We start from the raw sequence: 24,902 nt of genomic DNA on the forward strand, positions 1-24,902 counted from the left end.
CGCCGCTCCCATCGCCGGCCGCTCACGCCACCGCGGGAATGGCGCGGCGGATGCGCAACAGCAGCGCCGCATAGGCGAGCAGCAGCAGCAGCAGCACCGTCGCCACCGCCGACGCGTAGCCGAAGTCGAGACCCTTGTAGGCGGTGGTGAAGATATAGCTGGATATGGTCTCGGTGGCGTGCGCCGGCCCGCCGTTGGTCATCACCACGATCAGGTCGGCGAAGTTGGCGATCCAGATCGTGCGCAGCATCACGGTGATCGCGATCATCGGCGCCAGGAACGGCAGGGTGACGCGGAAGAAGCGCTGCCACGGCGCGGCGCCGTCGATCGCCGCGGCTTCGTACAGCTCGCCGGGAATGGCCTGCAGGGCGGCCAGCAGGGTGATGGCGAAGAACGGGATGCCGAACCAGACATTGGCCACGATCGGGCCCCACATCGCCAGCGCCGGGTCGCTGAGGATGTTGTAGGGCTGGTCGAGCATGCCGAGGCCGGCCATCCAGTGCGGCAGCGGACCGATCACCGGGTTGAACAGCCAGGCCCAGTTCAGGCCGGACAGGAAAGTCGGCACCGCCCAGGGCAGGAACACCAGCGCCTGGATCAGCCTGCGGCCGGCGAACGGCCGGTTCAGCAGCAGCGCAAGGCCGAGGCCGAACAGAAACTGCAACGCCAGCGAGGCGAAGGTCCACCACAGGGTGTTGGTCGCCGCCGTCCAGAAATGACGGTCGGCGACCAGCTTCTCGAAATGGGCGGTGCCGGCCCAGCCCTGCTCGAACGGGTTCAGCAGCTCGAGATTGCGGAAGGCGAACGACAGCCCGACCGCGAGCGGCACGAACATCACCGCGCCGATCAGCACCAGCGACGGAGCGAGGTAGGTCCAGGGTTCGAGGGCCGCGCCGAGATCGCGTCGCCGCGGCGTCCTTCGGCCAGAGTCGGACGCCGCGGCGACAGAGGCGACTACTGTTCCGCCAGCCATTTCTGCTGGGCGGCGGTCAGGTAGTCGGCCCATTCGGTGACGACGTCGTCCACCGTGCGCTGGCCCAGCAGCATCTCCTGCCCGGTCTGGATCGACAGCACGTCGGCGAAATAGGCGTACTCCTCCAGATGCGCCGGATAGGGCAGCGGCTGCCAGCGCGGGTCGTTCATCTCGGTGAACCAGCCCGCGAACTGCTCGGTCTGGAAAAACGGATCCTGCTCGGCGCCCTTGTGGATCGGGATGACCCCGACGAACTTGGCCCATTCCAGGTTGGAGTCGCGGCTCGACAGGTGCGAGATCAGCGCGAACGCGTCGTCCTTGTGCTCGGAGCTGGCGAACATCGCCCAGCCGGCGTAGCCGATCGACGGATAGGCCTTGCCGCCGGGACCGAGCGGCAGCGGAGCGACCGCGAAGTCCTCGGCATTCATGTACTCGGACACGGCGATCAGCGCGTCCGGGTCCTGGTCCAGCATCGCGCAGGTGCCGGAATAGAAGCCGGCGACGATCTCGTTGAAGCCCCAGTTCACCGAATCGCGCGGGGCACCGCCGCTGGTGTAGACGTCGACCAGCAGCTGGGCGCCCGCCTTGGCGGCGTCGCTGTAGAAGATCGAGCGGCCGTCGTCGTCGAACCAGCGGCCGGAGCCCTCCATCGCCGTCATCGCCAGCAGCCAGCCGGTGGTGCCGCCCGGGCCGCCGCGCAGGCAATAGCCGTACTTGCCGTCGCCGAGCGCCGAGATCGCGGCCGCGTCGGCCTTGAACTCGTCCCAGGTCTCGGGCGGGCCGTCCAGGCCGGCGGCTGCGAACAGCGTCTTGTTGTAGAACAGCGCGCGCAGGTAGAAGCCATAGGGGATCATGTAGGCGGTGTCGCCGACCACGCGGCCGAAGCCCATCGCGGTGTCGTTGATCTCGCCGGTGCCGTCCCAGGCGGCGAGATAGGGCTCCAGGCTCTCCAGCTGGCCGTTGCCGGCATAGAGCGACATCCAGCGCTCCGGCATCTCGACCACGTCGATGGCCTGGCCGCCCTGCACCATCGTCGCCAGCTTCTCGAACGCCTGGCCCCAGGGCAGCGAGATGATCTCGACCGACACGTCCGGGTTGGCGGCCTCGAACTTGTCGACCATGCCCTGCAGCAGCTCGGTGCGTTGCGGGCTGGTGATCACCTCCACCAGGGTCAGCGTGGTCTCGGCCTGCGCCGAGCCGCACGCGGCCGCGGCGAATACCCCGGCCAGCAGCATCCGTTTCATTGCAGCTCTCCCTCCTTGGTTCTCGCTTCGGAACGGGCCGGACCGGTGGCCGCTTGTGCCAGCGCCTGGTCCAGGTCGGCCCACAGGTCGTCGGCCTCCTCGAGGCCGACATTGAGGCGCACCAGCCGGTCCGGCACGCCAAACTCGACAAGAGAGTTGGCCGGTGCGTTCGGGATCGTCAGCCCGATGCGCGCCGGGAAGGCGAGGCTTTCGTGCCCGCCCCAGCTGATGCCGAGGCGGAACAGGCGCAGCGCGTCGCAGAAGCGCGCAATGTCGACATGCGCGGCAAGCGTGACCCCGAACAGCCCAGATGCGCCGGTCAGGGTGCCGCAGCCATCCGGGCCGGGCCAATGCACGGCCTCGACATGCGGCGAGGCGCGCAGCCGCTCGACGATCGTCGCGGTGCTGGCCTGGTGCCGGCGCATGCGCAGGTCCAATGTGCGCAGGCCGCGCAGCAGCAGCCATCCCTCGAACGGCGCCAGCTTCGGTCCCAGCACCGGATAGGTCAGCGTCATGATGCGGGCCATGTGGGCGGCCGAGGTCACGATCACGCCGGCGATGGTGTCGCTGTGGCCGGAGATGTACTTGCTGGCCGAATGCACGACGATGTCGACGCCGTGCGCCAGCGGCCGCTGGAACACCGGTGTTGCCCAGCTGTTGTCGATCACGCTGACCAGACCGTGGCGGCGGGCGATGGCGACCATCGCGGCCAGGTCCTGGGTCCGGAAGGTCAGGCTGGTCGGATTCTCGAGGTAGATCAGCTTGGCGCCCGGGGCCGCCGCCTCGATGGCGGCCGGATCGCCGCCATCGACGAAGTCGACCCGGACCCCGAAGCGGGTCAGCAACAGGCGGAACAGCCTGAACGCGTCGGGATAGACGTCGCGCACGCACACGATGCGATCGCCGGCCTCGACATTTGCCAGCACCGCACAGGCGATGGCGGCCATGCCGGACGAGACCGCGCGTGCCGCCTCGCCACCCTCAAGCACCCGAATCTTCTCCTCGAACGCCTGCACGGTCGGGTTGTCGCCGCGGCTGTAGATGTGGCGGCTGCTGCGGCCGTGGAAGCGCGCCTCCATCTCCGCGTAGGAGGGGAAGGTGAACAGTGAGGTCTGCACGATCGGCGGCACCACCGCGCCGTAGATGCCCGGCGGGTCGTGCGCCAGCAGGGTGCCCAGCCCTTCGCCGTCGAACGTGGGAGCCGCTAGCGGGTCATCGGGGGTCATGGCGCCTTGATCCGGTCCAGGTCGCGGGCGAGAATCGCAAAGATCGCCTCCACCGCCGCACGGCCGCGCGCGCAATCGCGGGCCAGCACGGCGGCGCACAGGTCGGCATGAATGGGATAGGTGTCGTCGCCGAAGGCGGCGTCGCCGAACGGCGCCGCGAAGATCGCGTCGAAGGCGTCGTGCAGCTGCTCGATGATCTGCCCGAAGATCGGGTTGTGGGCCGCCTCGTAGATCGCCCGGTGGAAGATGCGATCCTGCTTCGGCGAGGGGCCGTACCGGTCGTGCGCCTTGGCCAGCGCGGCATAAGTCTCGGCGACGCGGGCCAGCTCCGCATTGGTCGCGCGCTCGCAGGCCAGCGGCACCACCTCCAGCTCCAGGGCCCGGCGCACCTCCAGGGTGCGGCGCAGCGCATCGGACTCCATCTGCACGGTCAGCGGCACGTGCAGCGAGCCGGGCGTGATCGGCGTCTTCAGATAGGTGCCGCTGCCCTTGCGCCGCTCGACGATGCCCAGCGCCTCCCACCGCTTCAGCGCCTCGCGCACCGTCGACCGGCCCACGCCGAGGCGCTCCGCCACCACCCGCTCGGCCGGGAACCGCGCACCCGGCGCCATGCCCGACTGCACCACCAGTTCGGCAAGGCCGGCCAGCACGCGCATGTCGCGCGAATCGAGCTTGATCGGCTTCAGCATGGCCGCGATCTCGCGCGGCGAGCGGACATTTGCGGGTGCGGCCATCGTCGGCGCTCCTGTGGCGACAGCCGAGCATGGTCAAGTTGTCAGACCAATTCAAGGCCCATTTCCGTAGCCGCAACATGGTCGCAGTGCGGCATCCGGCGGCCTGGGCCTATGCCGGCCTCAGCGTCTGTATCCGCGGATCGCCATGGGAAAGAAAACCCGCGAACTGCAAATGATTTGCAATTGCAAAAACAATCCGCTTATCATGTGCCGCATCGGACAGGCGCCGGGGAGAGCGGTCGTCATGCAGGATCACGCAACGGAAGCGATGGAAGCGGAGCCCGGCCGGGGCCTGGCGGAGCCGCAACGATGGCATCTCTGCCACCTGCCCTTCGGCGCACAGATGCTGATCTGGGCGATGCGGATGTGGGTGAACGACGAGGTTCCGGCGGCGGAGCGCTGGGCCACCATCCGCCAGGCCTTCGCGAAGATTGGCGCGGCGGACGCGACGGTGCCGTTCCTGCGCCTGCTGGAGACGATCCAGGCCGGCGCGCGCGGCCCGGTCCTGATCGGCGAAGGCGGCTGCGGCGTGTTTCCGGACGAGATCCGGCTGGTCGGCGCCATGGTCGAGGCGATCGACGCGCGTGGCGAAGTCCGGCCGGCACCGGCGACGGCGCGCCTGGACCGGCTGCTGGCGCCCGGCGCGCGGCGCATTGCGCGCCGTCACCTCGAAGACCTCGGCCGCGAACTCGGCGTGGCGGGCCTGCGCTTCCCGCGCGCGATCGCGCTGAGCGCACCGGTGGCTAGGCCGGCGAGCCAGGCATTGCACTGACCGGGCGACGGCGGAGCGCGCCAACGCCCACGACACGGCATCGCGCACCGGCCGGCTGTTACATTTCTGGAATGATACCAAGTTGCAATTGTGCCGTGCTCGCCCCATATCTCTGGCACAGGCTGCCGCGAGGAATGGCGGCAGCGCGCCCGAATTCGGACGGAAAAACGGAAGGAGAGACGACATGAAGCAACCCGGCGACCGCGTCCCGCAGGTCACGTTCAAGGTCCGCGTCGACGGCCAGTGGCAGGACTGGACCACCGAGCAGCTGTTCAGGGACAAGACCGTTGTGGTCTTCGCCCTGCCCGGGGCATTCACCCCGACCTGCTCGTCCACCCACCTGCCCGGCTACATGGTCGGCGCCCAGGCCCTCCGGCAGGCCGGCGTCGACGCGATCTACTGCCTGTCGGTCAACGACAGCTTCGTGATGAACGCCTGGGCCAAGGACCAGGGCATCGACGACGAGGTGACCATGCTGCCGGACGGCAGCGGGCACTTCACACGCGGCATGGGCATGCTGGTGAACAAGGACGATCTCGGCTTCGGCGAGCGGTCCTGGCGCTATTCGATGCTGGTCCGCGACGGCGTGATCGAGAAGATGTTCGTCGAGGACATCGATGCGCCGGGCGATCCGTTCGCCGTCAGCGACGCCCCGAACATGCTGGGCTACCTGCAGGCGAAGGCCGCCGCCTGATCGCGGCGACCGGACGCGCCGCGACCCCTTGATCGGCGGTCGTCCCCTGGTGCATTGATCCGGCGCGGCGCACGCGCCGGAACAACAACCAGCGGGAGGCCGCCGATGTCCATGCCGATGACCACCACCGTCTATCCCTGCCTGCGCGACAAGGTCGTGTTCATCACAGGCGGCGGCATGGGAATCGGCGCCTCGCTCGTCGAGCATTTCTGTGCCCAGGGCTCGGCGGTCGCCTTCGTCGACATCGCGGAAGCGCCGTCGCGCGCCCTGGTCGACCGGATCGCGGCCGACGGCCACCGCAAGCCGCTCTTCCTGCCGTGCGACGTGCGCGATATCGCGGCCTTGCGCGCGGCCATCGCCGAGGTCGCGGCGACGCTCGGCACCATCACCGTGCTCGTCAACAACGCCGCGCACGATGAACGCCACAAGCTGGAGGACGTCACGCCGGAATACTGGGACGAACGGTTCGACGTGAACCTGCGTCACCAGTTTTTCGCCGCCCAGGCTGTGGCCGAGGGCATGAAGGCCGCCGGCGGCGGCTCGATCATCAACTTCGGCTCGACCAGCTGGATGATCGGCCAGGGCGGCATGGCCGCATACACAGCCGCCAAGTCGGCCAACCTTGGCCTGACCCGGTCGCTGGCCCGCGATCTCGGCGAATTCAACATCCGCGTCAACTCGATCGCGCCGGGGTGGATCATGACCCAGCGCCAGATCGAGAAGTGGCTGACCCCGGAAGGCGTCGAGGAGCTGATGCGGCGCCAGTGCCTGAAGCGCAAGCTGCAGCCGGCCGACATCGCCCGCGTGGTCCTGTTCTTTGCCTCCGAGGACTCCAGCGCGATGACCAACCAGAGCTACATCGTCGACGGCGGCTGGGTCTGAGCGCAGCCCGCCGAACCCGGCGCGGCGCATGACGGAAACGTCATCGTCGCGGTCCGTTTCAGCCCCTGGCAGCCGCTTGCCAGCGCGTCGCGCTGTTCCTATAAGGGCGCAACGGACGAGTCGCAGGACTCGGCTGGAATCTTGATGTTGTTTTACCGGTGCCACTGGCACCCCGTCGAAGAAGTGCGCCGCCGGCTCATTTTTTTGACACAGTTTGAGTGGCTGTTCGCGTGACGACGGCGGCTGACGCAAAGACGCAGGGGCGTCGAGGTCCTGGCACCGTTGCAAAAACAAGGGGAGTTCACGCCATGCGAATGAAGGCTCTGGCCGCGGTAGCCGCGTTGCTGCTGGTGGCGGCCTGCTCGTCCGACGACGCCAGCACGGCGGCCCAGGGCTCGACCGGAGTGACCCCGGTCTCGACCACCGGGCCCGTCCCCGGCACGCAAGGCGACCTGAACCAGACGATCGGCGACCGCGTGTTCTTCGATACCGACCAGTACAACCTGCGTCCGGACGCGCGGGCGACGGTGGATCGCTGGGCCGCCTGGCTGCAGCAGTATCCCAACGTCAACATCACGCTGGAAGGCCATGCCGACGAGCGCGGCACCCGCGAATACAACCTGGCGCTGGGCGATCGCCGCGCCAATTCCGTCCGCGACTACCTGATCGCGCTCGGGGTCAGCGGCGCCCGGATCGCCACCATCAGCTACGGCAAGGAGCGCCCGGCGGTGCCGGGTTCCAGCGAGGTGTCCTGGCAGCAGAACCGCCGCGCCGTTGCCGTCGTCAACTGACGAGGGATCCGGGCCGCGCACAGCCGGGAGGGGAGGCATGCGCAACCGCATCGTCGCTTTTGGCAGGATCCCGGCGCTCGCCGCCGGGATCGCTCTGACATTCGCCGCCCCGGCCGCGGCCCAGGACTCCGGCGCCGTCGCGCTGGTGCTCGACCGGCTGAATGCTCTCGAGACCCAGATGCTGGCGCTGACCAACCGGGTCGAGCAGCTCGACTATCAGGTGCGCGAGCTCAACAGCCGGGTCGAGCTGCTGTCGCGCGACGTCGATTTCCGCTTCAGCGAGCTCGGCGGCGCGCCCTCGGGCGTGACCGGCGGCAGTAGTCCCGCCCCGCAGACGCCGCAGACGCCGCCGCGGCTGGAAACGCCAGCGCTGGGTACGACCGGCAGCACGACCGGCGTCACGCCGCCCACCCTGTCGAACGGGACCGGCGGCAGCGCCGCGCCCGGCACGCCGGAGGCGGAGTTCCAGGCCATCCGCGCCATGCTGGACAACCGCGACTACGCCAACGCGGACGCGGCCCTGCGCACCTTCATCAGCGCCAATCCCAACCATCCGCTGTCCAGCAGCGCATTCTTCTGGCTGGGCGAGATCTACTACGACCGGGCCGACTACCAGCGCGCGGCGGAGACCTATGCGGCCGGTTTCGCCAACTACCCGGCCGGCTACAAGGCGGCCGACACGCTGCTGAAGCTGAGTCTGGCGCTGATCGAGCTGGGCCGGGCGCCGGACGCCTGCGCCACGCTGAACAAGCTGCGCAGCGACTTCCCCAGCGCGCCGATCAACGTGCAGCAGCGCGCCGACCAGGCCCGGATCAGCGCCGGCTGCAACTGACCCGGCGGCCCGGGCCGACCGCAGGCGGCCGATGGCGTCCGAAATCCAGCCCGACGAGTTCGCGGCCCTGATGGGCCGCTTCGCGCCGTTCGAGCGCCGGCCCACTGTCGCGGTCGGCGTGTCCGGCGGCGCCGACAGTCTGTGCCTCGCCCATCTCGCCCACGCCTGGGCGCAGGCCCGCAACGGCGCGGCGATCGCGGTGACGGTCGACCACGGCCTGCGCCCCGAGGCGGCCGACGAGGCGCGGCAGGTCGCGCAGTGGATGGCCGCGGCCGGCATCGCCCACGCCATCCTTTCCGGCACGGCCGACGCGGCAGGCCCCGCCGGCAACGTGCAGGCCGCCGCCCGCGGGCTGCGGCTCGGCCTGCTGGAGGCGTTCTGCCGCGACCGCGGCATCCTGCACCTGCTGCTGGCCCACCACCGCGACGACCAGGTGGAAACGCTGCTGCAGCGGCTGGCCCGCGGCAGCGGCGTGCACGGGCTTGCCGCCATCGTGCCGGAGAAGGCGTTCCGCCATGTGCGCGTCCTGCGGCCGCTGCTCGACCTGCCGCCCGGCCGGATGGCGGCGACCCTTGCCGCCCGCCGGCTGCCCTGGATCGAAGATCCCAGCAACCGCGACCGGCGTTTCGACCGCGTCCGCCTGCGGCAGGCACTGGCCGCCATCGCCGCCGACGACGCGCGCCTGGCCGAACGGGTCGCCCACACCGCCGGCGCGATGCGGCGCAGCCGGCGCATCCTCGACCGCCACATCGACCGTTTGCTGGCGCGCAGCGTGACGCTGTCGCCCCTGGGCTTCGCCGAAGTCGACGGACCGTCGCTGCTTGCCGGCGATCGCGACCTGGCCGCGCGCGGGCTCGGCCTGCTGGTTGCGACCGTCGGCACCGCGCCGCATCCGCCCCGGCGCGAAAGCATGCTGCATTGGCTGCACCGGATCGCCGACCCCGCCTCCGGTGGAGCGACCCTGGCCGGCGCCCAGCTCAGCCGCTGGCGGGAGGGGTGGCTGGTCCACCGCGAGGCCGCCGCCGCCGCACCGCCGCTGACACTCGCGCCGGGCGAACGCGCGCGCTGGGACGATCGTTTCGATTGCGAATTGGATTGCCGGGCCGACGCGGCGGTGACGATCGCGGCGCTGCGCGACGTCGACCCGGCCGACGACGCGATCCGGGCCGCCGTCGAATCGGTCCCCGTGCCGGTGCGCCCCTCGCTGCCGGTGGCGCGAGTCCTTGACGGCGCGGCCTGGCTCCCCCACCTCAATGCTGGACGCAAGGCCCCGTCTGCGCTTTATTCTGCGCTGAAAGTCGCCTTTTCCCCGCCCCGGCCAATGACGGACCCGATCGGTCCAGGACAGCGGGCGCAGAATGGTGGCGCGCAATTCGGGGTGGATGACATCGGCGCCTAGGCGCCCGCAGCGGCCGGACCGCGGCACGCGCAATCGGCGTGCCGCAGGATGGCGGAGGAAGGTCAGGCACTTGAACAACTTCGGTAAGACCATCCTGGTCTGGGTGATCATCGGGCTCCTGTTCCTGGCCCTGTTCAACCTGTTCAGCGGCTCAGGCAGCAGAACCGCGCAACGCACAATCCCCTACTCGGACTTCGTCACCGCGGTCGACCAGGGCCAGGTCAGCGACGTCGAGATCGAGGGCCAGACCATCACCGGCCAGTTCGCCCAGGGCGCCACCTTCCAGACCTATGCGCCGGACGATCCCGGCCTGGTCGGGCGGCTGACCGACAACGGCGTGCGCTTCACCGTGAAGCCGCCCGAGGAGGGCATGCACCCGCTGCTGTCGATCCTCGCCTCGTGGCTGCCGTTCATCATCCTGATCGGCGTGTGGATCTTCTTCATGCGCCAGATGCAGTCCGGCGGCGGCCGGGCGATGGGCTTCGGCAAGTCGCGCGCCCGCCTGCTGACCGAGAAGGTGGGCCGCGTCACCTTCGACGACGTCGCCGGCGTCGAGGAGGCGAAGGAGGAGCTGGAGGAGATCGTCGAGTATCTCCGCGACCCGCAGAAGTTCCAGCGCCTCGGCGGCAAGATCCCGAAAGGCGCGCTGCTGGTCGGCCCGCCCGGCACCGGCAAGACGCTGCTGGCGCGCGCCATCGCCGGCGAGGCCAACGTGCCGTTCTTCACCATCTCCGGCTCGGACTTCGTCGAGATGTTCGTCGGCGTCGGCGCCAGCCGGGTGCGCGACATGTTCGAGCAGGGCAAGAAGAACGCGCCCTGCATCATCTTCATCGACGAGATCGACGCGGTCGGCCGCCATCGCGGCGCCGGCCTGGGCGGCGGCAACGACGAGCGCGAGCAGACGCTGAACCAGCTTCTGGTCGAGATGGACGGCTTCGAGTCCAACGAGGGCGTGATCCTGATCGCCGCCACCAACCGGCCGGACGTGCTCGACCCGGCGCTGCTGCGGCCCGGCCGCTTCGACCGCCAGATCGTGGTGCCCAACCCGGACATCCTGGGCCGCGAGCAGATCCTCAAGGTCCACATGCGCAAGGTGCCGCTGGGCCCGGACGTCGATCCGAAGGTGATCGCCCGCGGCACGCCCGGCTTCTCCGGCGCCGACTTGGCCAACCTGGTCAACGAGGCCGCCCTGATGGCCGCCCGCCGCGGCAAGCGCCTCGTCACCATGGCCGATTTCGAATCCGCCAAGGACAAGGTGATGATGGGCTCCGAGCGGCGCTCGATGGTGATGACCGAGGAGGAGAAGACGCTGACCGCCTATCACGAGGCCGGTCACGCGCTGGTCGGCATCCATTCGGAGGCGAGCGACCCGCTGCACAAGGTGACGATCATCCCGCGCGGCCGCGCGCTGGGCGTGACCATGATGCTGCCGGAGCGCGACAAGTACGGCTACACCTTCCAGGAAGTGACGTCGAAGATCGCGATGATGTTCGGCGGCCGCGTCGCGGAGAACCTGGTCTTCGGCTCGGAGAAGGTCACCACCGGCGCCGCCGACGACATCCGCCAGGCGACCAACCTGGCCCGCAAGATGGTCACCGAATGGGGCATGTCCGATCGGCTCGGGCCGCTGCGCTACTCCGGCGATCAGGAGGAGGTGTTCCTCGGCCATTCGGTGACGCAGACCAAGAACGTGTCCGACGCCACCGCCAAGATCATCGACGAGGAGGTGCGTCGCATCGTCGAGGACGGCCAGAGCCGGGCGGAGAACATCCTGACCGGCCATCGCGACCAGCTCGACCTGCTGGCCAACGCACTGCTCGAATACGAGACCCTGTCCGGCGACGAGGTCCACGCACTGCTGCGCGGCGAGGCGATCCACCGCGACGACGGCAGCAAGGGCGGAACCGCGACCCCGCCGCCGCCGCGCTCGTCGGTGCCGACCAGCGGCAAGGGCGCGGCCGGCGGCAAGGGCATCGGCCCGGAGCCGGAGCCGCAGGGCACCTGACCGGCGGCCGGCTGGCCGGACTTCCGAACGACAAACGGGCAGCCGGCGGCTGCCCGTTTTCGCATGCAGGTCCGGCGGAGGCGGGGACTCAGCCGCAGATCTGCACGGTCTGCGTCGTCATCGCCTCATAGCCGCACTGCGCGGTCGCCGAGACCTCGCAGTCCGTGGTGGTCACCGTCTCGGTGCAGCGGCAGGCCGACGCCGTCAGCGCTGCCGGCAGGAACACCGGGTTCCGGTAGACGCCGGGGCTGTTGTAGTTGGTGGCGCAGCGCTGCTCGCCGCTCGACTGCAGCTGCTGCAGCGCCACCTCGCAGGCCAGCTGCTGCTTGTCCGGGCCGAGCGAAGCCTGGCCGACCAGGGCGACCGAAGCCGTCTCGGTCACCCAGGCGGTCTGCTGGCTGGGCACGCACTGGCCCGGCGGCGGCGTGACGCCGCCGGTCGACAGCACTTCCACGGTCTGTCCCGGCACGAAGCCGGCGCCGCTCGCGCCGCTGCCGGTCGAGCCGCCCGCGCTGCCGCCCGAGGAGCCACCGACACACGCGGCCAGCGCCAGGGCGGGAACGACCGCCAGCAGGCCGCGCAGGGTCCAGGCAGGGGGATGGTTCATGTTATCCTCCAGTTCGTGGCGTCCCGCGGCGGGACGCGCCGCGCCGACCGGTCGGCGTGTCCGCATTGAACCAGAGCCTCAGCGCTGGTGCCACTCTTCCGTCAGCGGCTTGGCACCATTGAGCTCGCCATAGCCCGCACCGGTGGTGCCGGTCGGGTGGGGACCGAAATAGCGGGGGTCGCAGGCATCGGCCTCGGGCTGGAAGCGTACGTCGCACGACAGCCGCACGCCGCCGTCGGCCGCATGGTTCTCGAACGCGCCGTGCAGCAGGTACATGGCGAACACGACCAGATCGCCGGGCCGGAAGTCCGCGGTCAGCAGGCGAGTGCCGCGCGCGGCCGCGAAATCGCCGGGATGCTCGGTCAGCGCGTTGCGGCGATGGCGGTCGCGGGCGACGTCGTAGCCCTCCACCGCCGCCCTGACGTCGGGCCAGCGGTGCGAACCCTCGACGACAAACAGCGGCCCGCGCTCCACAGGCACCGGACCCAGCGCGATCCAGCAGGTCACCACCCGTTCGGTCTCGCGGGTGAAGAACGGCTTGTCGCAATGGATGTCGGTATGGCGGCCGGTCACGCCGGGGCGCAGGAACACGAAATCGAACGGCCGCGCCGGCACGCCCAGGATCTCGCTCATCAGCGCACGTAGCGCCGGCCCGTGCGTCACCGCACGCATCGCCGGCTGCTCGCTGACCGCCTGCCAGAAGACGCCCTTGTCGGGTGCCAGTGCAGCGCGGCGCGAGCGGCCGGTGGCGCGGGTGTCGCCAGCCGGATCGACCACTTCGTCCATCTCCGCCAGCCGCCCGAACACGCCATGCCGGGCCGCATCGGCCAGTGCCGGCGCGACCGCGCCGCGCAGGAAAAGGTAGCCGTCCCGCTCCAGCCGGGCAGCGAGCGCGCCGGGCTGCCCGACCAGGGGTGCCGAATCGGCGAGCGCGCCCAGCATCGCCGTCTCCACCGGGCGCCCCATGGCCCTGCACCGCCCGCCGAACCCTTCGCCCGCTTCGTCCATCGCTACGCCCCCAGCAATGCTGCCGGCCCCCAGCATAGCCGCCGATCGGCTTCCGCGCAGCGCGGCGTTCGGCCCCGCGTTCGCGGCAGTGGTCGGGGTCCTGCCGCCGGTGTCGCCGCGCGGCTGTGATCGCGCTCACGGCCCGCCCAGATTGCGCCGGATTCGGCCCCCACCTGTCCCGCGGGAAGAGAAGGAGAGGTAAGGATGGCCAGCTACTCCGACTACGGTTCTCGGCGCGACGGCGCCCGCATCCGCAGCAGCGCCGACCTGGAGCGCATCCAGCGCCGCATGCGCGAGGATGGCATCGCGCTGGAGGAACGCGGCGGCGCCGGCAAGGCGCTGCTGCTGTCCGGCCTGATCGCCGCCCTGGCCACCTACATCGCGCTGGCCGAGGATGCCAGCGGCGCCTCCGCCCTGCTCAAGGCCGTCGGCACGCTGTTCAGCTAGGCGGCTGCCGCGTCCATTGGCACGCCGAGCCAGCGCGCGGCCTCTTCCGCCACCCGATCATGCTCGATCGCCCCGCGCACGTCGCGCATCAGGCGGTTCATGTAGGCGATGTTGTGCGCCGTGAGCAGGGTCTGCGCCAGGATCTCGTCGGCCTTCAGCAGATGATGGATATAGGCGCGGCTGTAGCGCTGCGAGATCGGGCAGTCGCTCTCCGCGTCCAACGGCTGCGGGTCGTCGCGATAGCGGGCGTTGCGCAGGTTGAGGTGGCCCTGGCCCGGCCTCAGTCCCTCGGCCTCCGCCCGCGCCGGGCGGATCAGCGCTGCGCCGTGGCGCGCCACCCGGGTGGGCGCGACGCAGTCGAAGGTATCGACCCCACGGGCGATGCCCTGCCAGATGTCGGCGACGCCGCCGATGCCGAGCAGGTGCACCGGCCGCGCGCTGTCGGCAAGCCCGCGCATGGCATGGCCGACCACTTCGGTCATCTCCGCCTTGGTGCCGCCCAGGCACCCGCCGACGGCGATGCCGAACAGGTCGCGCGACAGGGCGAACTCGACCGCCTCGCGGCGCAGGTCGTCGTAGATGCCGCCCTGGATCACGCCGTATAGCCGCTGCGTCGCCGGCCCGCCGAGGCGGTCGAACGCGGCGATGCAGCGGTCGGCCCAGCGGTGGCTGAGCTGCATCGAGCGCGCGGTGTAGTCGCGGTCGTCGTGATAGGCGGTGCACTCGTCGAACACCACGATCAGGTCGGCGCCGAGCCTGTGCTGGATCTCGATCGAGCGCTCCGGCGTCAGCGCGATGACGGCGCCGTCGATATAGGAGCGGAACACCGCCCCCTCCTCGGTAATCTTCAGCAGGCTCCTGTCGCGCGGTGCCTGGCGGTTGCCCTTGATCTCCTGCGCCACCGAGCCGTGGCCCATGGCGAACACCTGATAGCCGCCGCTGTCGGTCAGCATCGGCCCGTCCCAGCCGGTGAAGCGGTGCAGCCCGCCCATCCGGGCGACCAGCTCCGCGCCCGGCTGCAGCATCAGGTGATAGGTGTTCGACAGGATGATCTGGCTGCCGGCGGCCTTGACCTGGTCGACGGTCGCCGCCTTCATCGCCGCCTTGGTGGCGCAGAAGATGAACGCCGGCGTCTCGATGACGCCGTGCGGGGTCGCCAGCCGGCCGCGCCGCGCCCGGCCGGGCCAGCCGTCCAGCCCGGTCGCACGCGCGGTGACGGTGAAGGAGAAGTCGGTCGCGGCGGTCAGCGGATCGGTTCCGTCGGTCTCAGGCCAGCCACTGGCCGACGCGGCGGCCCTCGCCGTCGGTGAAATCGCCGCTGACCAGTTCGACCATGTCGTAGAGCCACCACAGCGCCAGCCCGCCAAGCGTGACCAGCTGCAGCGCGCCGGTCGCACGCCGGCCGACGGTGAAGCGGTGGCCGCCGAACAGGCCCAGGATCAGCCCCATCGCCAGCACTTTCAGCCGCGGGTGCGGGCTCAGCGCACCGCCGCGCCCGCCGCGGCCCGGTCTCTGCCCGCCCCACGGCTTGCGCCGCCAGAAGGCGCGCGCGGTCGACGGCCGCAGGTGGTAGACGCGCACCGGTGTCGCGATGTTCTTGACCTGGTGCAGGCCATCGTCGGTGCAGTCCACGTCCAGCTTGTGCACGATCTGCTCGTGCACCGCCGCGGTGATGCAGATGCCGCCCGGCTCGGCCAGCGCCTGCACCCGGGCCGCGATGTTGACGCCGTCGCCGAACAGGTCGCCGTCGCGCAGGATGACGTCGCCGATGTTGATGCCGACGCGCAGGCACATCTGCCGGTCGGCCCGGCGCTCGCGGTTGACCACCTGCATGCCGTCCTGGATCTCGCTGGCGCACAGCACCGCCGCGACCGCGCTGCCGCATTCGACCAGGAAGCCGTCGCCGGCACTGTTGACCAGCCGGCCGCCGTGGCGGCCGGCCGTCTGCTCGATCAGCGCGCGGGTCCAGTCCAGCGCCTTCAGGGTGTCGGCCTCGTCCAGGGCCATCAGCCGGCTGTAACCGGCCACATCGAGACTGACGATCGCGGCCAGCCGGCGCTCGAAACCCTGCTCGGCCTCGTCGTCGTGCAATCGCGCCGCCAGCGCCATCGCCCCAATTCCCCTTGTCGTGCCCGGCTTCTGATACGGCCGTACCTTGTCCAATATGGACCCTGCGCCGCGACTTCGCCACCTGTCGGTGGCGGGCGTCACAGGTCGCCTTCGCGCACCGCCACCCGGTCGGCCGGCGGCAGGCACCAGCGCGCGGCATAGATGAACGGCGTGTCCAGCAGCGCCACCGCCACCCGCAGCACCCAGGTGCCGAAAATGTAGGTCCAGATCACCGTGTCCAGCGGCAGCGGCTCGGCCGGCAGCACGATCCAGGCCAGCAGCGAGAATACCGTGTTGTCGATCAGGGCGGACAGGATGGTCGACACGTTGTTGCGCAGGTACAGCATGCGCCCGCCGGTCAGCCGCCGGATCAGGCGGTACATCCACACGTCGTGGAACTGGCTGGTCAGATAGGCGGCCATGCCGGCGATGAAGAACACCGGCGCCGGTGTGAACACCGCGGCCAGGTGGTCCTGCATGCCCAGCGCCCATTCGTTGCCGGTCGCCGCCGCCACCTCGGGCGTCAAGGGCGCGAAGCCCATGCCGAAGAACATGAACAGGATGAAGAACAGCAGTCCGAAGAAGCCGATCCATACCGCCCGGTGCGCCCAGTGCCGGCCGTAATATTCCGCCAGGATGTCGGTGCACAGATAGGACGAGGCGAACAGCACGGTGCCCAGCGCCACCGGGTCCGGCATCACGGCGAAGTCGACGACCTTGAGCACCTGGATGTTGGCGCCGATCACGGCCAGCAGCATGAACACGCACAGCCCGGCCGGCCCGAACAGCCGCAGGAACAGCAGGATTCCGCCGAAGCATGCCAGCAGCTGCGCGATCCAGATCACCTCCGGCGGCAGCGCATTCAGCGCGGCGACCCAGTGCGACGGATCGATCGCGTCCATGTCGATGGCTTTGCGGTGGCCTCAGGGCAGCGGGGCGTGCCCGCCTGCCCGGCCGGCTCGGGTCAGGCCCCGGCCAACTTCACGTCGGCGCCGGCGGCCTTGGCTTCCTCGACCCGCTTGCGCAGCTTGCGCAGGTCGGCCGGCAGCCGGGTCGGCGCGGTGCCGAGCAGATAGGCGTCGAGCCCGCCGCGGTGTTCGACCGTACGGATCGCGCGGGTCGACAGCCGGATCCGCACGCTCTCGCCCAGCGTCTCCGACATCAGGCTGGCCTGCTGCAGGTTCGGCAGGAACCGCCGCCGGGTCTTGTTGTTGGCGTGGCTGACGTTGTTGCCGGACTGCACGCCCTTGCCGGTGATGATGCACTTGCGCGCCATGGCGAACGCTCCAAACACGAGAATTGCGGCCGACCGACAAACGGGCGGCGTGATCCAACACGATACCGCGCGGAAAGAGCGGGCCTTATACGGGCGCCGTCCGGCGAGGTCAAGGGCGCTGCGGCGGGCCGCGACCCGCGGCGCCGGCCTATTTCGCGCCAACCGCCTTCCGGTCGAGCAGGGCCTCGGCCGTGGCGCGCAGCCGCGCCCGGTCGCGCAGGCTGAGGCCGTCGAACACGGTCTGCTGGCTGCGATGCATCCGCATCGCCGCCGCGATCATCGCCTCGCGCTCGCGGCCGGCCGGCGGCATCGCCGGCTCCGGCGCAGCCGTTGGCGCCGGGCGGCGCGATTCGGCGGCGGTGCCGGCGGCAAGCCGGCTCTGCGTCCGCGCGATCAGGTCGGTCAGCGCCGACTCGCGGTCGAACGCGCCGCCCTTGACATGGCCGCGGGCGTCCGGCCCCAGCGCCTTCGCGATCATGGCGTCGAGCCCGCTCGGTGCCGGTCGTTCGGCGGCGTCGCGCCGCGGCTGCCGCACAGGGCCCGGGGCAGCGCGCCGGTCGGCGGCGGCTTCGTGCTCCGCATCCTCGCCGGAACGGTCCGGCGCGGCCCGGCGCTCGGCGAATAGCCGGTTCTCGCGCTGTGCCATGGCGTGGGCCAGCAGGACCGCGCGGCCGCGCGGCTTGCGCGACCCGGCGCCGGAATGGGTGGGCTTGTTCTGGTCAGACGGCATCGGCCGGCTCCTCGGCATTTTCGCGGGCGGGCGGGGCGGCCCCGTCCTCACCCGACTGCTGTTTCGCCCACATCGCCGCATAGACGCCGCCGCGGGCGAGCAGCGTGGCGTGGCGCCCGCGCTCGACGACCTGGCCGTCGTCCATGACGATGATCTCGTCGGCGTTGACCACGGTGGACAGGCGATGGGCGATCACCAGCGTGGTGCGGTTGGCGGCGACCGCGGCCAGGCTGGCCTGGATCGCCTTCTCGGTGGTGGAATCCAGCGCCGAGGTCGCCTCGTCGAACAGCATGATCGGCGGATCCTTCAGGATCGCCCGTGCGATCGCCACCCGCTGCTTCTCGCCGCCCGAAAGCTTCAAACCGCGCTCTCCCACCGTCGTGGCGTAACCGTCGGGCAACGTAGTTATGAATTCGTGAATGCGCGCCATCCGCGCCGCATTTTCGATCTCGGCCTCGCTGGCCGAAGGCCGGCCATACTGGATGTTGTAGTGGATGGTGTCGTTGAACATCACCGTGTCCTGCGGCACCACCCCCAGCGCGGCGCGCAGCGATTCCTGGGTGACGTCGCGGATGTCCTGTCCGTCGACGCGGATGGCGCCGTCGTCGACGTCGTAGAAGCGGAACAGCAGCCGGCCGATGGTCGACTTGCCGGCGCCGCTGGCCCCGACGATCGCCACCATCGTGCCGGGCGCGGCGGCGAACGACAGGTCCTTCAGGATCGGCCGGCGCGGGTCGTATCCGAACGAGACATGGTCGAAGGCGATGGCACCGCCCGCCACTGCCAGCGGCACGGCGCCGGGCCGGTCGGCCACCTCCGCATTGGTCCGCAGCAGCGCGAACATGTCTTCCATGTCGACCAGCGAGCGCTTGATCTCGCGATAGACGAAGCCGAGGAAGTTCAGCGGCATGTACAGCTGCAAGAGGTAGGTGTTGACCATCACGAAGTCGCCGACCGTCATGGTCCCCGCCGCGGCCCCGTTGGCGGCCATCACCATGATCAGAGTCAGCCCGCCGGCGATGATCGCGGCCTGGCCGACGTTGAGGAAGGCGAGCGACACCTTCGCCCGAACCGCGGCTTCCTCGTAGCCGCGCATCGCCACGTCGTAGCGCGCCGCCTCGTGCGCCTCGGCGCCGAAATACTTCACCGTCTCGAAGTTCAGCAGGCTGTCGACCGCCTTGGTGTTGGCCTCGGTGTCGCGGTCGTTCATCTCGCGCCGGTGCTTCAGGCGGCGCTCGGTGACCACCAGCGTGAACGCGATGTAACCGGAAACCGAGACGAAGGTGACCGCGGCGAACCAGAAATCGAACAGTGCCCACAGGATCGCGCAGACCAGCACGATCTCCAGCAGCGTCGGCAGCACGTTGAACAGCATGAAGTCGAGCAGGAACTCGATGCCGTTGGTGCCGCGCTCGATCACCCGGCTCAGCCCGCCGGTGCGCCGTTCCAGGTGGAAACGCAGCGACAGCGCGTGCAGATGGCCGAAGGTGCGCAACGCGACGGTGCGCATGGCGCGCAGGGTGACGCGGGCGAAGATCGCGCCGCGCAGCTCGCCGAACAGGATCGAGCCCAGCCGCGCCAGCCCGTAGCCGATGCTCAGCGCCAGCGGGATCGCGGCGGCGACCGTGCCGGCGTCGAGCCCGGCGGCGTCCTCCGCCCGCGTCTCCTCCATCGACGTCAGCGCGTCGACCGCGCCGGCCAGCAGGATCGGCGTGTAGACGGTCAGCAGCTTGGCGGCGACCAGGCAGGCCAGCGCCGCCATCACGCGCAGCCGCATGCCGCGCGCGCCCTCGACCGCGGGGCCGGGCCACAGGAACGGGGCCAGCGTGCGCAGTGTGGCCCAGTGCGAGCGTTTCGGCGGGGTTCCGGCGGGGCCGCCCAGCGGCGGCGGGGAGGGCGGGTTCAACGGCACATTCCCTGGCATGAACTCCTTGGTCGGCGCATGCGGCGTCCCTATTCTAGCCTTCATATGACGGTCACGGGGAAAACGGCCAGTGCGGGCATCACAGGCGACCGGCCGGATCCGCGCCGGCAGGCGCGGACCGGGTGGCGGCGATGAGCGTCTTTCAGCCTGAAGACCCCGCCGCCGGCTATAAGGGCGGCCGGGCCCTGCTGCGCGCGGCCGAACGCGACGGGGTGCGGCTGTGGTGCCGCGCCAAGCTGCTGGCCTACGGCGTCATCGCGCTGTGGCTGGCGGCCGAGAACCCGTTCCCGGAGGCGTTCTGGTTCCTGGGTACCATCGCCGTCTTCTCGGCGATGGCCCTGAGCCTGATCGCGATCAGCCGCCGGGCCTGGTTCCGCGACTGGATCGCCTATGGCTATGCCGGCATCGAGGCGATCATGTGCGTGGTCGTGCTGATGACGCCCAATCCGTTCGCGGCGATGGAAATCCCGATGACGGACATGCTGCGCTTCACGCCGATGGTCTATCTGTTCGTGTTCCTGGCCTCGACCGCGCTGACCCTGGCGCCGTGGCTGGTGATCTGGGCCGGCGTGATCGCGGCGGCGGCATGGATCGGCACGGCGCTGCTGGTGCTGGCGGTCAACGACGACGCCTTCGCCCAGGTGTTCGTCGATCCGGCGATCGAGAATTGGGCCGACCTGTCCTTCGTCTACCAGCCGAATTTCGTCAACCTCGGCCGCCACATCGAGGAAACGCTGGTGATCCTGGTGGTGACCGGCGTGCTGGCCGGCTCGGCCTGGCGCGCGCGCCGGCTGATGATCGAGCGGCTGCGCTCGGAGCGGGCGCGGCTGAACCTGGCGCGCTATTTCGCGCCGGCCCTGGTGGAGGAGCTGGCCCGCGACAGCCACAACCTCAGCGAGATCGCCGAGCACGACGCCGCGGTGCTGTTCGTCGACATCGTCGGCTTCACCAAGCGCTGCGAGGGCATGGGCGCCGCCGCGACCATGCGTTTTCTGCGCGCCTTCCACCGCCGCATGGATGCGGCCGTGTTCCGCCACGACGGCACGCTGGACAAGTATATCGGCGACGCGGTGATGGCGACCTTCGGCACGCCGCGGGCCGGCCCGCGCGACGCCGCCAACGCCCTGACCTGCGCCGTGGCGATCCAGGAGGCGGTGCACGAATGGAACCGGCAGCTGATCGACGCCGGCGCGCCGCCGGTCAGCGTCGGCGTCGGCGTGCACTACGGCCCGGTGGTGATGGGCGACATCGGCGGCGAGCAGCGGCTGGAGTTCGCCGTCATCGGCGACACGGTCAACGTCGCCAGCCGTCTCGAATCGCTGACCCGCCAGCGCCATGCCGAGATCGTGGTCAGCGAGGAGCTGATGGCGGCGGCGCGCGCCCAGGGCGTCGATCCCGCGCTGACCGAGGGCTTCGTGCCCGGCGACCGCATCAGCCTGCGCGGCCGCACCGAGCCGATCGCGATCTGGCAGCGCCCGCGCCGCGAGGCCCTGGCCGGCGCAGCCGCGGAATAGCTGCCGGCGCAGCGAACGGCCGGGTCTCAGTTCCAGACGAAGCGGCGCATCACCCAGTCGGGCGCGACATGGTGGACGTCGGCCAGCGCCTGCACGCGGTCGAGCGCGACCGGCCCGCCGTCGTCGAGGCCCAGCGCCTCGCCATGGATGCCGTCGGCGACCAGCACCGGCGCGATGCCGGCGCCGCGCGCGCCGGGAATGTCGGTGGTGAAGCTGTCGCCGATGCCGGCGACACGGCTGCGGTCGGCCACGCCGAGCAGCTCCAGCGCAGCGTCGTAGACGCCGCGGTGCGGCTTGCCGTGATAGAGCACGGTGCCGTCCATGCGTTCGTACAGCGCGCCCAGCGCGCCGGCGCAGAAATGGCGCTCGCCGTTCTGGATCACCTCCAGGTCCGGGTTGCCGCAGACCATGACCATGCCGCGGATCGCCATCCGCTCCAGCAGGCCCAGATAGCTTTCGAGGCTGGCGCCGGTGCCGCCCCAGGCGGTGACTACCGCGAAGTCGGCGTCCTCCAGGCTGTCGACCACGGTGACGCCGTCGCCGTCGGGCATGATGCCGGCATTGTAGTCCGGGCCGATCATGAAGCAGCGCTGGCCGAGTGCCCTGTGGGCGTCGTCCGGCCGCTCGCGCAACGCGCGCCAGGTCGCCTCGCCGGACGACAGCAGGTGATTGTAGGCGCCGTCGGGCACACCCATCTCGCGCAGCCGCTCGACCAGGTGGTCGGAGCGGCGCGGCGCGTTAGACAGCAGGCAGACCCTGCGGTCCGACCCGATCAGCCGCTGCAGCGCGTCGACCGCGCCCGGGAAGGGCCGGGCGCCGTCGTGGATCACGCCCCACAGGTCGATGACATAGCCGTCGAATCGGTCGGCGATGTCGGCCAGGCCGGCAACAAGCTGCATGAGGCGCTCCGGGAACGATGCGGGATGCGAGGTCCGGCCCGCTGCATGCGCCAGCCGGCGCCGCAGGTCAAGCGCCCGACAGCGCCAGCCGCGCCGCCTTCGCCATCACCGACGGCAGGCCGGCGTCCAGCACCCGGTCCAGCGGGACCCAGTCGCCCGGCGCGATCGCCGCGTCGGCGGAGGCCGTGCCGGACCACAGGGCCAGCGTCAGCTCGAAGTGGGTGAAGCCGTGGCGGACGCCGGCGCCGAGCGGCTGCCAGTCCGCCAGGAGCCGGCGCGGCCCGCATCGCCTCCGCCGCCGGCCACGGCCGCGTCCGCCACTCGGTGCCGGGCAGGCCGAGCATGCCGCCGAGCCGCGGGCCGGCCGGCGGACCAGCAGTACATGGCCGTCGCGCACCAGCCAGAAGGCGACGCCGTGCCGCTGCGGCCTCGCCTTCCTCGCCGCCTTCACCGGCCGGTCGCCGACGGTGCCGGCGGCTCTGGCCCGGCAGGCCCGCATCCACGGGCACAGGCCGCAGGCCGGCGCGCGCGGCGTGCAGACGGTCGCGCCGAGATCCATGGTCGCCTGCGCGAAATCGCCCGGCCGGCCGGCGGGCACCATCGCCGCCACCAGCCGCGCCACCGTGCGCTTGGCGCCAGGCAGCGGCCGGTCGAGGTCGACCAGCCGCGCGATCACCCGCTCGACATTGCCGTCGACCACCGCCGCCGGCCGGTCGAAAGCGATCGCCGCGATGGCGGCGGCGGTATAGGTGCCGACGCCTGGCAGCGCCCGCAGACCGTCCTCGCTGTCGGGAAAGACGCCGCCATGCGCGGCGGCGACGGCCTTGGCGCAGGCGTGCAGATTGCGCGCGCGGGCGTAGTAGCCGAGCCCGGCCCAGGCCGCCATCACCGCCTCCGACGGCGCGTCGGCGAGCGCCTCGACCGTCGGCCAGCGGTCCAGGAACGCCTCGAAATAGGGCTTCACCGCCGCCACGGTGGTCTGCTGCAGCATGATCTCGCTGAGCCAGACGCGATAGGGATCGGGCTGGCGCCAGGCCGGGGCGCGCCAGGGCAGGTCGCGGCCGTGTGCGTCGTACCAGTCGAGCAGGGCCGCGGCCAGCCTGGCCGGGGCGTCGGGCAGCGCGGGCTCGCGATCGCTCATCACGCCGGCATGGCGATTCGCGGCTGCGCGGTCAAGCCGGTTGCGCTAGTGTCGCCGCGCGCGCAACCGCCATCGTGGAGCACCGGAAAGCCTTGCCGAACCAACCGCACGACACCGGGGATCGCCGCGGCGGCCGCGCCCGCCCGATCGGCCGGCTGGTGGCGCGGGTCGCGGCGCCGGCGCTGAAGAAGCGCGGCCTGACCCGGGCGGAGCTGCTGGTCGACTGGGCGCAGGTGGTCGGTCCCTATTTCGCGGCCCACACCGCGCCGCTGAAGCTGAGCTTCCCGCGTGGCCGCAGCGATGCCGGCGTCCTGCAGCTGGCGGTCGCGCCCGGCCTGGCCGTGGCCATCCAGCACGAGGCGCCGCGACTGATCGAACGGATCAACGGCTGGTTCGGCCATGCCGCGATCGGCCGGCTGACGCTGACGACGGCGGGCCCGCCGGTACGGGCCGCACGACGACGCATGCCGGCGCCGCCGGCCGCGGCGGCGATGCCGGCCGCGGTCGCAGCGATGGACGAAAGCCCGCTGAAACTCGCGCTGGCACGGCTCAACCGCCACTTCGCCGGGCGGACCGCGGCGGGCGATTGACCGCGCTCACGCGCCTTTAATTGGCCCAATTGACGCCGGCATGCTGTCATGGTTGCGGCGGCCGCCGCCGCTCTGCACCCTTGCCAGCGCCGCTGCCCCGGCGCTATCCTGATCAACATATAGGGGTTCCTGGATGACGACATATCATATCTCGTGGGTGGCCGGCGCCGCCATTGCCCTGGCGCTGATGCCGGCCTTCGCCCAGGACGATGCGGCGGAGCCGGCCGACGAAGGGTCGACAACCGAGGCGACCGTCACCGAAGCGCAGCCGGCCGATGCGGATACGACCGAGGCCGATGCCGACCAGCCGGCGCCCAGTCTGCTGGAGCTGCAGCCGACCGACCGGGTGCTGGGCGACCGCGACGCCCCGGTCACCATCTTCGAGTTCTCGTCGCTGACCTGCCCGCACTGCGCCGCCTTCCACAACGAGACGCTGCCGCGGATCGAGGCGGAGCTGATCGACACCGGCAAGGCCAACCTGGTGATCCGGCACTTCCCGCTGGACCAGGTCGCGTTCCAGGCCGCCACGGTCGCCGACTGCGTGCCCGAGGCGCAGTACTACACCTTCATCGCCGTGCTCTATTCCACCCAGCCGCAGTGGGCGACCTCGAGCAACCCGCTGCAGTCGGTGCTGCAGACGGCGATGCTGGCCGGGGTGCCGCAGGCGACGCTGACCGCTTGCGTCGCCGACGAGTCGATCGGCAACACCATCCTGTCCACCCGCCTGCGCGCGCAGTCCGAGCTGGACGTGGGCTCGACCCCGACCTTCTTCGTCGGTGGCGAGGAGATCCGCGGCGCGCAGGATTTCGACACCTTCGCCGAGGCGGTCGCCGCGGCGACGCCTGCGGAGTAGCGTCGAGACGTGGTCCAGTTCACCCGCCTGCGCATTGCCGGTTTCAAGTCGTTCGTCGAGCCCACCGACGTGGTGATCGCGCCGGGGCTGACCGGCATCGTCGGCCCCAACGGCTGCGGCAAGTCGAACCTGGTCGAGGCGCTGCGCTGGGTGATGGGCGAAAGCTCGGCTCGGCAGGTGCGTGGCGGCGAGATGGAGGACGTCATCTTCGTCGGCGCCGCCGGCCGGCCGCGCGCAACCACGCCGAGGTGA

The 24,902-nt window shown here is 70.8% G+C and carries 25 protein-coding genes and 1 pseudogene; 12 read left to right on the top strand and 14 right to left on the bottom strand.

What is annotated here, in order from left to right:
* Positions 1-22: 22 nt before the first annotated feature.
* Genes R3F55_13245 through R3F55_13260 form a run of 4 tightly spaced genes read right to left on the bottom strand, consistent with a single transcriptional unit; the run spans position 23 to position 4,177 of the window.
* Positions 23-973 carry a sugar ABC transporter permease gene (locus R3F55_13245; protein MEZ5668378.1) on the bottom strand — a complete coding sequence of 317 codons (951 nt, stop codon included), beginning with the start codon at positions 971-973 and terminating at the stop codon, positions 23-25.
* Entirely contained in the window at positions 955-2,217 is a 1,263-nt protein-coding gene (locus R3F55_13250) for a sugar ABC transporter substrate-binding protein (protein ID MEZ5668379.1), read from the bottom strand. The genes R3F55_13245 and R3F55_13250 overlap by 19 nt, the downstream gene beginning before the upstream one ends.
* On the bottom strand, positions 2,214-3,443 hold the full coding sequence (locus R3F55_13255) for a PLP-dependent transferase (GenBank protein MEZ5668380.1): 1,230 nt from the start codon (positions 3,441-3,443) through the stop codon (positions 2,214-2,216). The genes R3F55_13250 and R3F55_13255 overlap by 4 nt, the downstream gene beginning before the upstream one ends.
* Positions 3,440-4,177 carry a FadR/GntR family transcriptional regulator gene (locus R3F55_13260; GenBank protein MEZ5668381.1) on the bottom strand — a complete coding sequence of 246 codons (738 nt, stop codon included), beginning with the start codon at positions 4,175-4,177 and terminating at the stop codon, positions 3,440-3,442. The genes R3F55_13255 and R3F55_13260 overlap by 4 nt, the downstream gene beginning before the upstream one ends.
* A gap of 145 nt (positions 4,178-4,322) precedes the next feature.
* On the opposite strand from R3F55_13260, the gene R3F55_13265 reads away from it, so the two are divergent.
* The 7 genes and pseudogenes from R3F55_13265 (at position 4,323) to ftsH (ending at position 11,552) form a co-directional block, all read left to right on the top strand.
* Entirely contained in the window at positions 4,323-4,949 is a 627-nt protein-coding gene (locus R3F55_13265; GenBank protein MEZ5668382.1) for a hypothetical protein, read from the top strand.
* Positions 4,950-5,133: 184 nt separating this feature from the next.
* Positions 5,134-5,622 (top strand): annotated as a pseudogene (locus R3F55_13270) (peroxiredoxin).
* Between the two features lie 138 nt (positions 5,623-5,760).
* Positions 5,761-6,525, top strand: a complete 765-nt coding sequence (locus tag R3F55_13275) for an SDR family oxidoreductase (GenBank protein ID MEZ5668383.1) — start codon at positions 5,761-5,763, stop codon at positions 6,523-6,525.
* Positions 6,526-6,833: 308 nt separating this feature from the next.
* The gene (pal, locus tag R3F55_13280; protein ID MEZ5668384.1) at positions 6,834-7,316 is read left to right on the top strand and encodes a peptidoglycan-associated lipoprotein Pal; all 483 of its coding nucleotides are present in this window, start codon (positions 6,834-6,836) and stop codon (positions 7,314-7,316) included.
* Positions 7,317-7,353: 37 nt separating this feature from the next.
* Entirely contained in the window at positions 7,354-8,148 is a 795-nt protein-coding gene (gene ybgF / locus R3F55_13285) for a tol-pal system protein YbgF (protein ID MEZ5668385.1), read from the top strand.
* A 31-nt stretch (positions 8,149-8,179) separates the two neighbouring features.
* Positions 8,180-9,547 carry a tRNA lysidine(34) synthetase TilS gene (tilS, locus tag R3F55_13290; GenBank protein ID MEZ5668386.1) on the top strand — a complete coding sequence of 456 codons (1,368 nt, stop codon included), beginning with the start codon at positions 8,180-8,182 and terminating at the stop codon, positions 9,545-9,547.
* 70 nt (positions 9,548-9,617) lie between these two features.
* Positions 9,618-11,552, top strand: coding sequence for an ATP-dependent zinc metalloprotease FtsH (gene ftsH / locus R3F55_13295; protein ID MEZ5668387.1), 1,935 nt, complete (start codon positions 9,618-9,620; stop codon positions 11,550-11,552).
* Positions 11,553-11,640: 88 nt separating this feature from the next.
* Here ftsH and R3F55_13300 read toward each other — a convergent pair whose 3' ends face one another.
* Entirely contained in the window at positions 11,641-12,159 is a 519-nt protein-coding gene (locus R3F55_13300) for a hypothetical protein (GenBank protein ID MEZ5668388.1), read from the bottom strand.
* A 78-nt stretch (positions 12,160-12,237) separates the two neighbouring features.
* Positions 12,238-13,125 carry a phytanoyl-CoA dioxygenase family protein gene (locus R3F55_13305; GenBank protein MEZ5668389.1) on the bottom strand — a complete coding sequence of 296 codons (888 nt, stop codon included), beginning with the start codon at positions 13,123-13,125 and terminating at the stop codon, positions 12,238-12,240.
* A gap of 246 nt (positions 13,126-13,371) precedes the next feature.
* Between R3F55_13305 and R3F55_13310 the strand changes: the two genes are divergently transcribed.
* Positions 13,372-13,614 (top strand): hypothetical protein, encoded by a 243-nt coding sequence (locus tag R3F55_13310; protein ID MEZ5668390.1) that lies wholly within the window; start codon positions 13,372-13,374, stop codon positions 13,612-13,614.
* Here R3F55_13310 and tgt read toward each other — a convergent pair.
* From tgt to R3F55_13340, 6 genes are all read right to left on the bottom strand, one after another.
* The gene (gene tgt, locus R3F55_13315; protein MEZ5668391.1) at positions 13,611-14,810 is read right to left on the bottom strand and encodes a tRNA guanosine(34) transglycosylase Tgt; all 1,200 of its coding nucleotides are present in this window, start codon (positions 14,808-14,810) and stop codon (positions 13,611-13,613) included. The two genes, R3F55_13310 and tgt, sit on opposite strands and share 4 nt — an antisense overlap.
* 70 nt (positions 14,811-14,880) lie before the next feature.
* Entirely contained in the window at positions 14,881-15,723 is an 843-nt protein-coding gene (locus R3F55_13320; GenBank protein MEZ5668392.1) for an adenylate/guanylate cyclase domain-containing protein, read from the bottom strand.
* Between the two features lie 98 nt (positions 15,724-15,821).
* Complete coding sequence (locus R3F55_13325; GenBank protein ID MEZ5668393.1) at positions 15,822-16,625, bottom strand: queuosine precursor transporter; 804 nt, start codon at positions 16,623-16,625, stop codon at positions 15,822-15,824.
* 62 nt (positions 16,626-16,687) lie between these two features.
* A complete protein-coding gene (gene rpmB / locus R3F55_13330) occupies positions 16,688-16,999 on the bottom strand; it encodes a 50S ribosomal protein L28 (protein ID MEZ5668394.1) in 312 nt (103 codons plus the stop codon).
* Between the two features lie 148 nt (positions 17,000-17,147).
* The gene (locus tag R3F55_13335; GenBank protein MEZ5668395.1) at positions 17,148-17,729 is read right to left on the bottom strand and encodes a hypothetical protein; all 582 of its coding nucleotides are present in this window, start codon (positions 17,727-17,729) and stop codon (positions 17,148-17,150) included.
* Complete coding sequence (locus R3F55_13340) at positions 17,719-19,653, bottom strand: ABC transporter ATP-binding protein/permease (protein ID MEZ5668396.1); 1,935 nt, start codon at positions 19,651-19,653, stop codon at positions 17,719-17,721. The genes R3F55_13335 and R3F55_13340 overlap by 11 nt, the downstream gene beginning before the upstream one ends.
* 131 nt (positions 19,654-19,784) lie before the next feature.
* Here R3F55_13340 and R3F55_13345 point away from each other — a divergent pair, with 131 nt between their 5' ends.
* Entirely contained in the window at positions 19,785-21,167 is a 1,383-nt protein-coding gene (locus R3F55_13345; protein ID MEZ5668397.1) for an adenylate/guanylate cyclase domain-containing protein, read from the top strand.
* A 26-nt stretch (positions 21,168-21,193) separates the two neighbouring features.
* Here the strand turns inward: R3F55_13345 and R3F55_13350 are convergent, their stop codons facing one another.
* Together R3F55_13350 and R3F55_13355 are read right to left on the bottom strand one after the other, a co-directional pair.
* Positions 21,194-22,066, bottom strand: coding sequence for a TIGR01459 family HAD-type hydrolase (locus R3F55_13350; GenBank protein ID MEZ5668398.1), 873 nt, complete (start codon positions 22,064-22,066; stop codon positions 21,194-21,196).
* 67 nt (positions 22,067-22,133) lie between these two features.
* Positions 22,134-23,207, bottom strand: coding sequence for an A/G-specific adenine glycosylase (locus R3F55_13355; GenBank protein ID MEZ5668399.1), 1,074 nt, complete (start codon positions 23,205-23,207; stop codon positions 22,134-22,136).
* Between the two features lie 92 nt (positions 23,208-23,299).
* Between R3F55_13355 and R3F55_13360 the strand changes: the two genes are divergently transcribed.
* The 3 genes from R3F55_13360 (at position 23,300) to R3F55_13370 (ending at position 24,902) form a co-directional block, all read left to right on the top strand.
* Positions 23,300-23,797, top strand: coding sequence for a DciA family protein (locus R3F55_13360; GenBank protein ID MEZ5668400.1), 498 nt, complete (start codon positions 23,300-23,302; stop codon positions 23,795-23,797).
* Between the two features lie 133 nt (positions 23,798-23,930).
* Positions 23,931-24,650, top strand: coding sequence for a thioredoxin domain-containing protein (locus R3F55_13365; protein ID MEZ5668401.1), 720 nt, complete (start codon positions 23,931-23,933; stop codon positions 24,648-24,650).
* Positions 24,651-24,659: 9 nt separating this feature from the next.
* On the top strand, positions 24,660-24,902 hold the full coding sequence (locus R3F55_13370) for an AAA family ATPase (GenBank protein ID MEZ5668402.1): 243 nt from the start codon (positions 24,660-24,662) through the stop codon (positions 24,900-24,902).

This window comes from Alphaproteobacteria bacterium (assembly GCA_041396705.1).
Taxonomy (GTDB): Bacteria; Pseudomonadota; Alphaproteobacteria; order CALKHQ01; family CALKHQ01; genus CALKHQ01.

Coding starts and splice junctions, on each gene's coding strand:
- R3F55_13245 (MEZ5668378.1), bottom strand. CDS start 973: ATGGCTGGCGGAACAGTAGTCGCCTCTGTCGCCGCGGCGTCCGACTCT.
- R3F55_13250 (MEZ5668379.1), bottom strand. CDS start 2,217: ATGAAACGGATGCTGCTGGCCGGGGTATTCGCCGCGGCCGCGTGCGGC.
- R3F55_13255 (MEZ5668380.1), bottom strand. CDS start 3,443: ATGACCCCCGATGACCCGCTAGCGGCTCCCACGTTCGACGGCGAAGGG.
- R3F55_13260 (MEZ5668381.1), bottom strand. CDS start 4,177: ATGGCCGCACCCGCAAATGTCCGCTCGCCGCGCGAGATCGCGGCCATG.
- R3F55_13265 (MEZ5668382.1), top strand. CDS start 4,323: ATGGGAAAGAAAACCCGCGAACTGCAAATGATTTGCAATTGCAAAAAC.
- R3F55_13275 (MEZ5668383.1), top strand. CDS start 5,761: ATGACCACCACCGTCTATCCCTGCCTGCGCGACAAGGTCGTGTTCATC.
- pal (MEZ5668384.1), top strand. CDS start 6,834: ATGCGAATGAAGGCTCTGGCCGCGGTAGCCGCGTTGCTGCTGGTGGCG.
- ybgF (MEZ5668385.1), top strand. CDS start 7,354: ATGCGCAACCGCATCGTCGCTTTTGGCAGGATCCCGGCGCTCGCCGCC.
- tilS (MEZ5668386.1), top strand. CDS start 8,180: ATGGCGTCCGAAATCCAGCCCGACGAGTTCGCGGCCCTGATGGGCCGC.
- R3F55_13300 (MEZ5668388.1), bottom strand. CDS start 12,159: ATGAACCATCCCCCTGCCTGGACCCTGCGCGGCCTGCTGGCGGTCGTT.
- R3F55_13305 (MEZ5668389.1), bottom strand. CDS start 13,125: ATGGGGCGCCCGGTGGAGACGGCGATGCTGGGCGCGCTCGCCGATTCG.
- R3F55_13310 (MEZ5668390.1), top strand. CDS start 13,372: ATGGCCAGCTACTCCGACTACGGTTCTCGGCGCGACGGCGCCCGCATC.
- R3F55_13320 (MEZ5668392.1), bottom strand. CDS start 15,723: ATGGCGCTGGCGGCGCGATTGCACGACGACGAGGCCGAGCAGGGTTTC.
- R3F55_13325 (MEZ5668393.1), bottom strand. CDS start 16,625: ATGGACGCGATCGATCCGTCGCACTGGGTCGCCGCGCTGAATGCGCTG.
- rpmB (MEZ5668394.1), bottom strand. CDS start 16,999: ATGGCGCGCAAGTGCATCATCACCGGCAAGGGCGTGCAGTCCGGCAAC.
- R3F55_13335 (MEZ5668395.1), bottom strand. CDS start 17,729: ATGCCGTCTGACCAGAACAAGCCCACCCATTCCGGCGCCGGGTCGCGC.
- R3F55_13340 (MEZ5668396.1), bottom strand. CDS start 19,653: ATGCCAGGGAATGTGCCGTTGAACCCGCCCTCCCCGCCGCCGCTGGGC.
- R3F55_13345 (MEZ5668397.1), top strand. CDS start 19,785: ATGAGCGTCTTTCAGCCTGAAGACCCCGCCGCCGGCTATAAGGGCGGC.
- R3F55_13350 (MEZ5668398.1), bottom strand. CDS start 22,066: ATGCAGCTTGTTGCCGGCCTGGCCGACATCGCCGACCGATTCGACGGC.
- R3F55_13355 (MEZ5668399.1), bottom strand. CDS start 23,207: ATGAGCGATCGCGAGCCCGCGCTGCCCGACGCCCCGGCCAGGCTGGCC.
- R3F55_13365 (MEZ5668401.1), top strand. CDS start 23,931: ATGACGACATATCATATCTCGTGGGTGGCCGGCGCCGCCATTGCCCTG.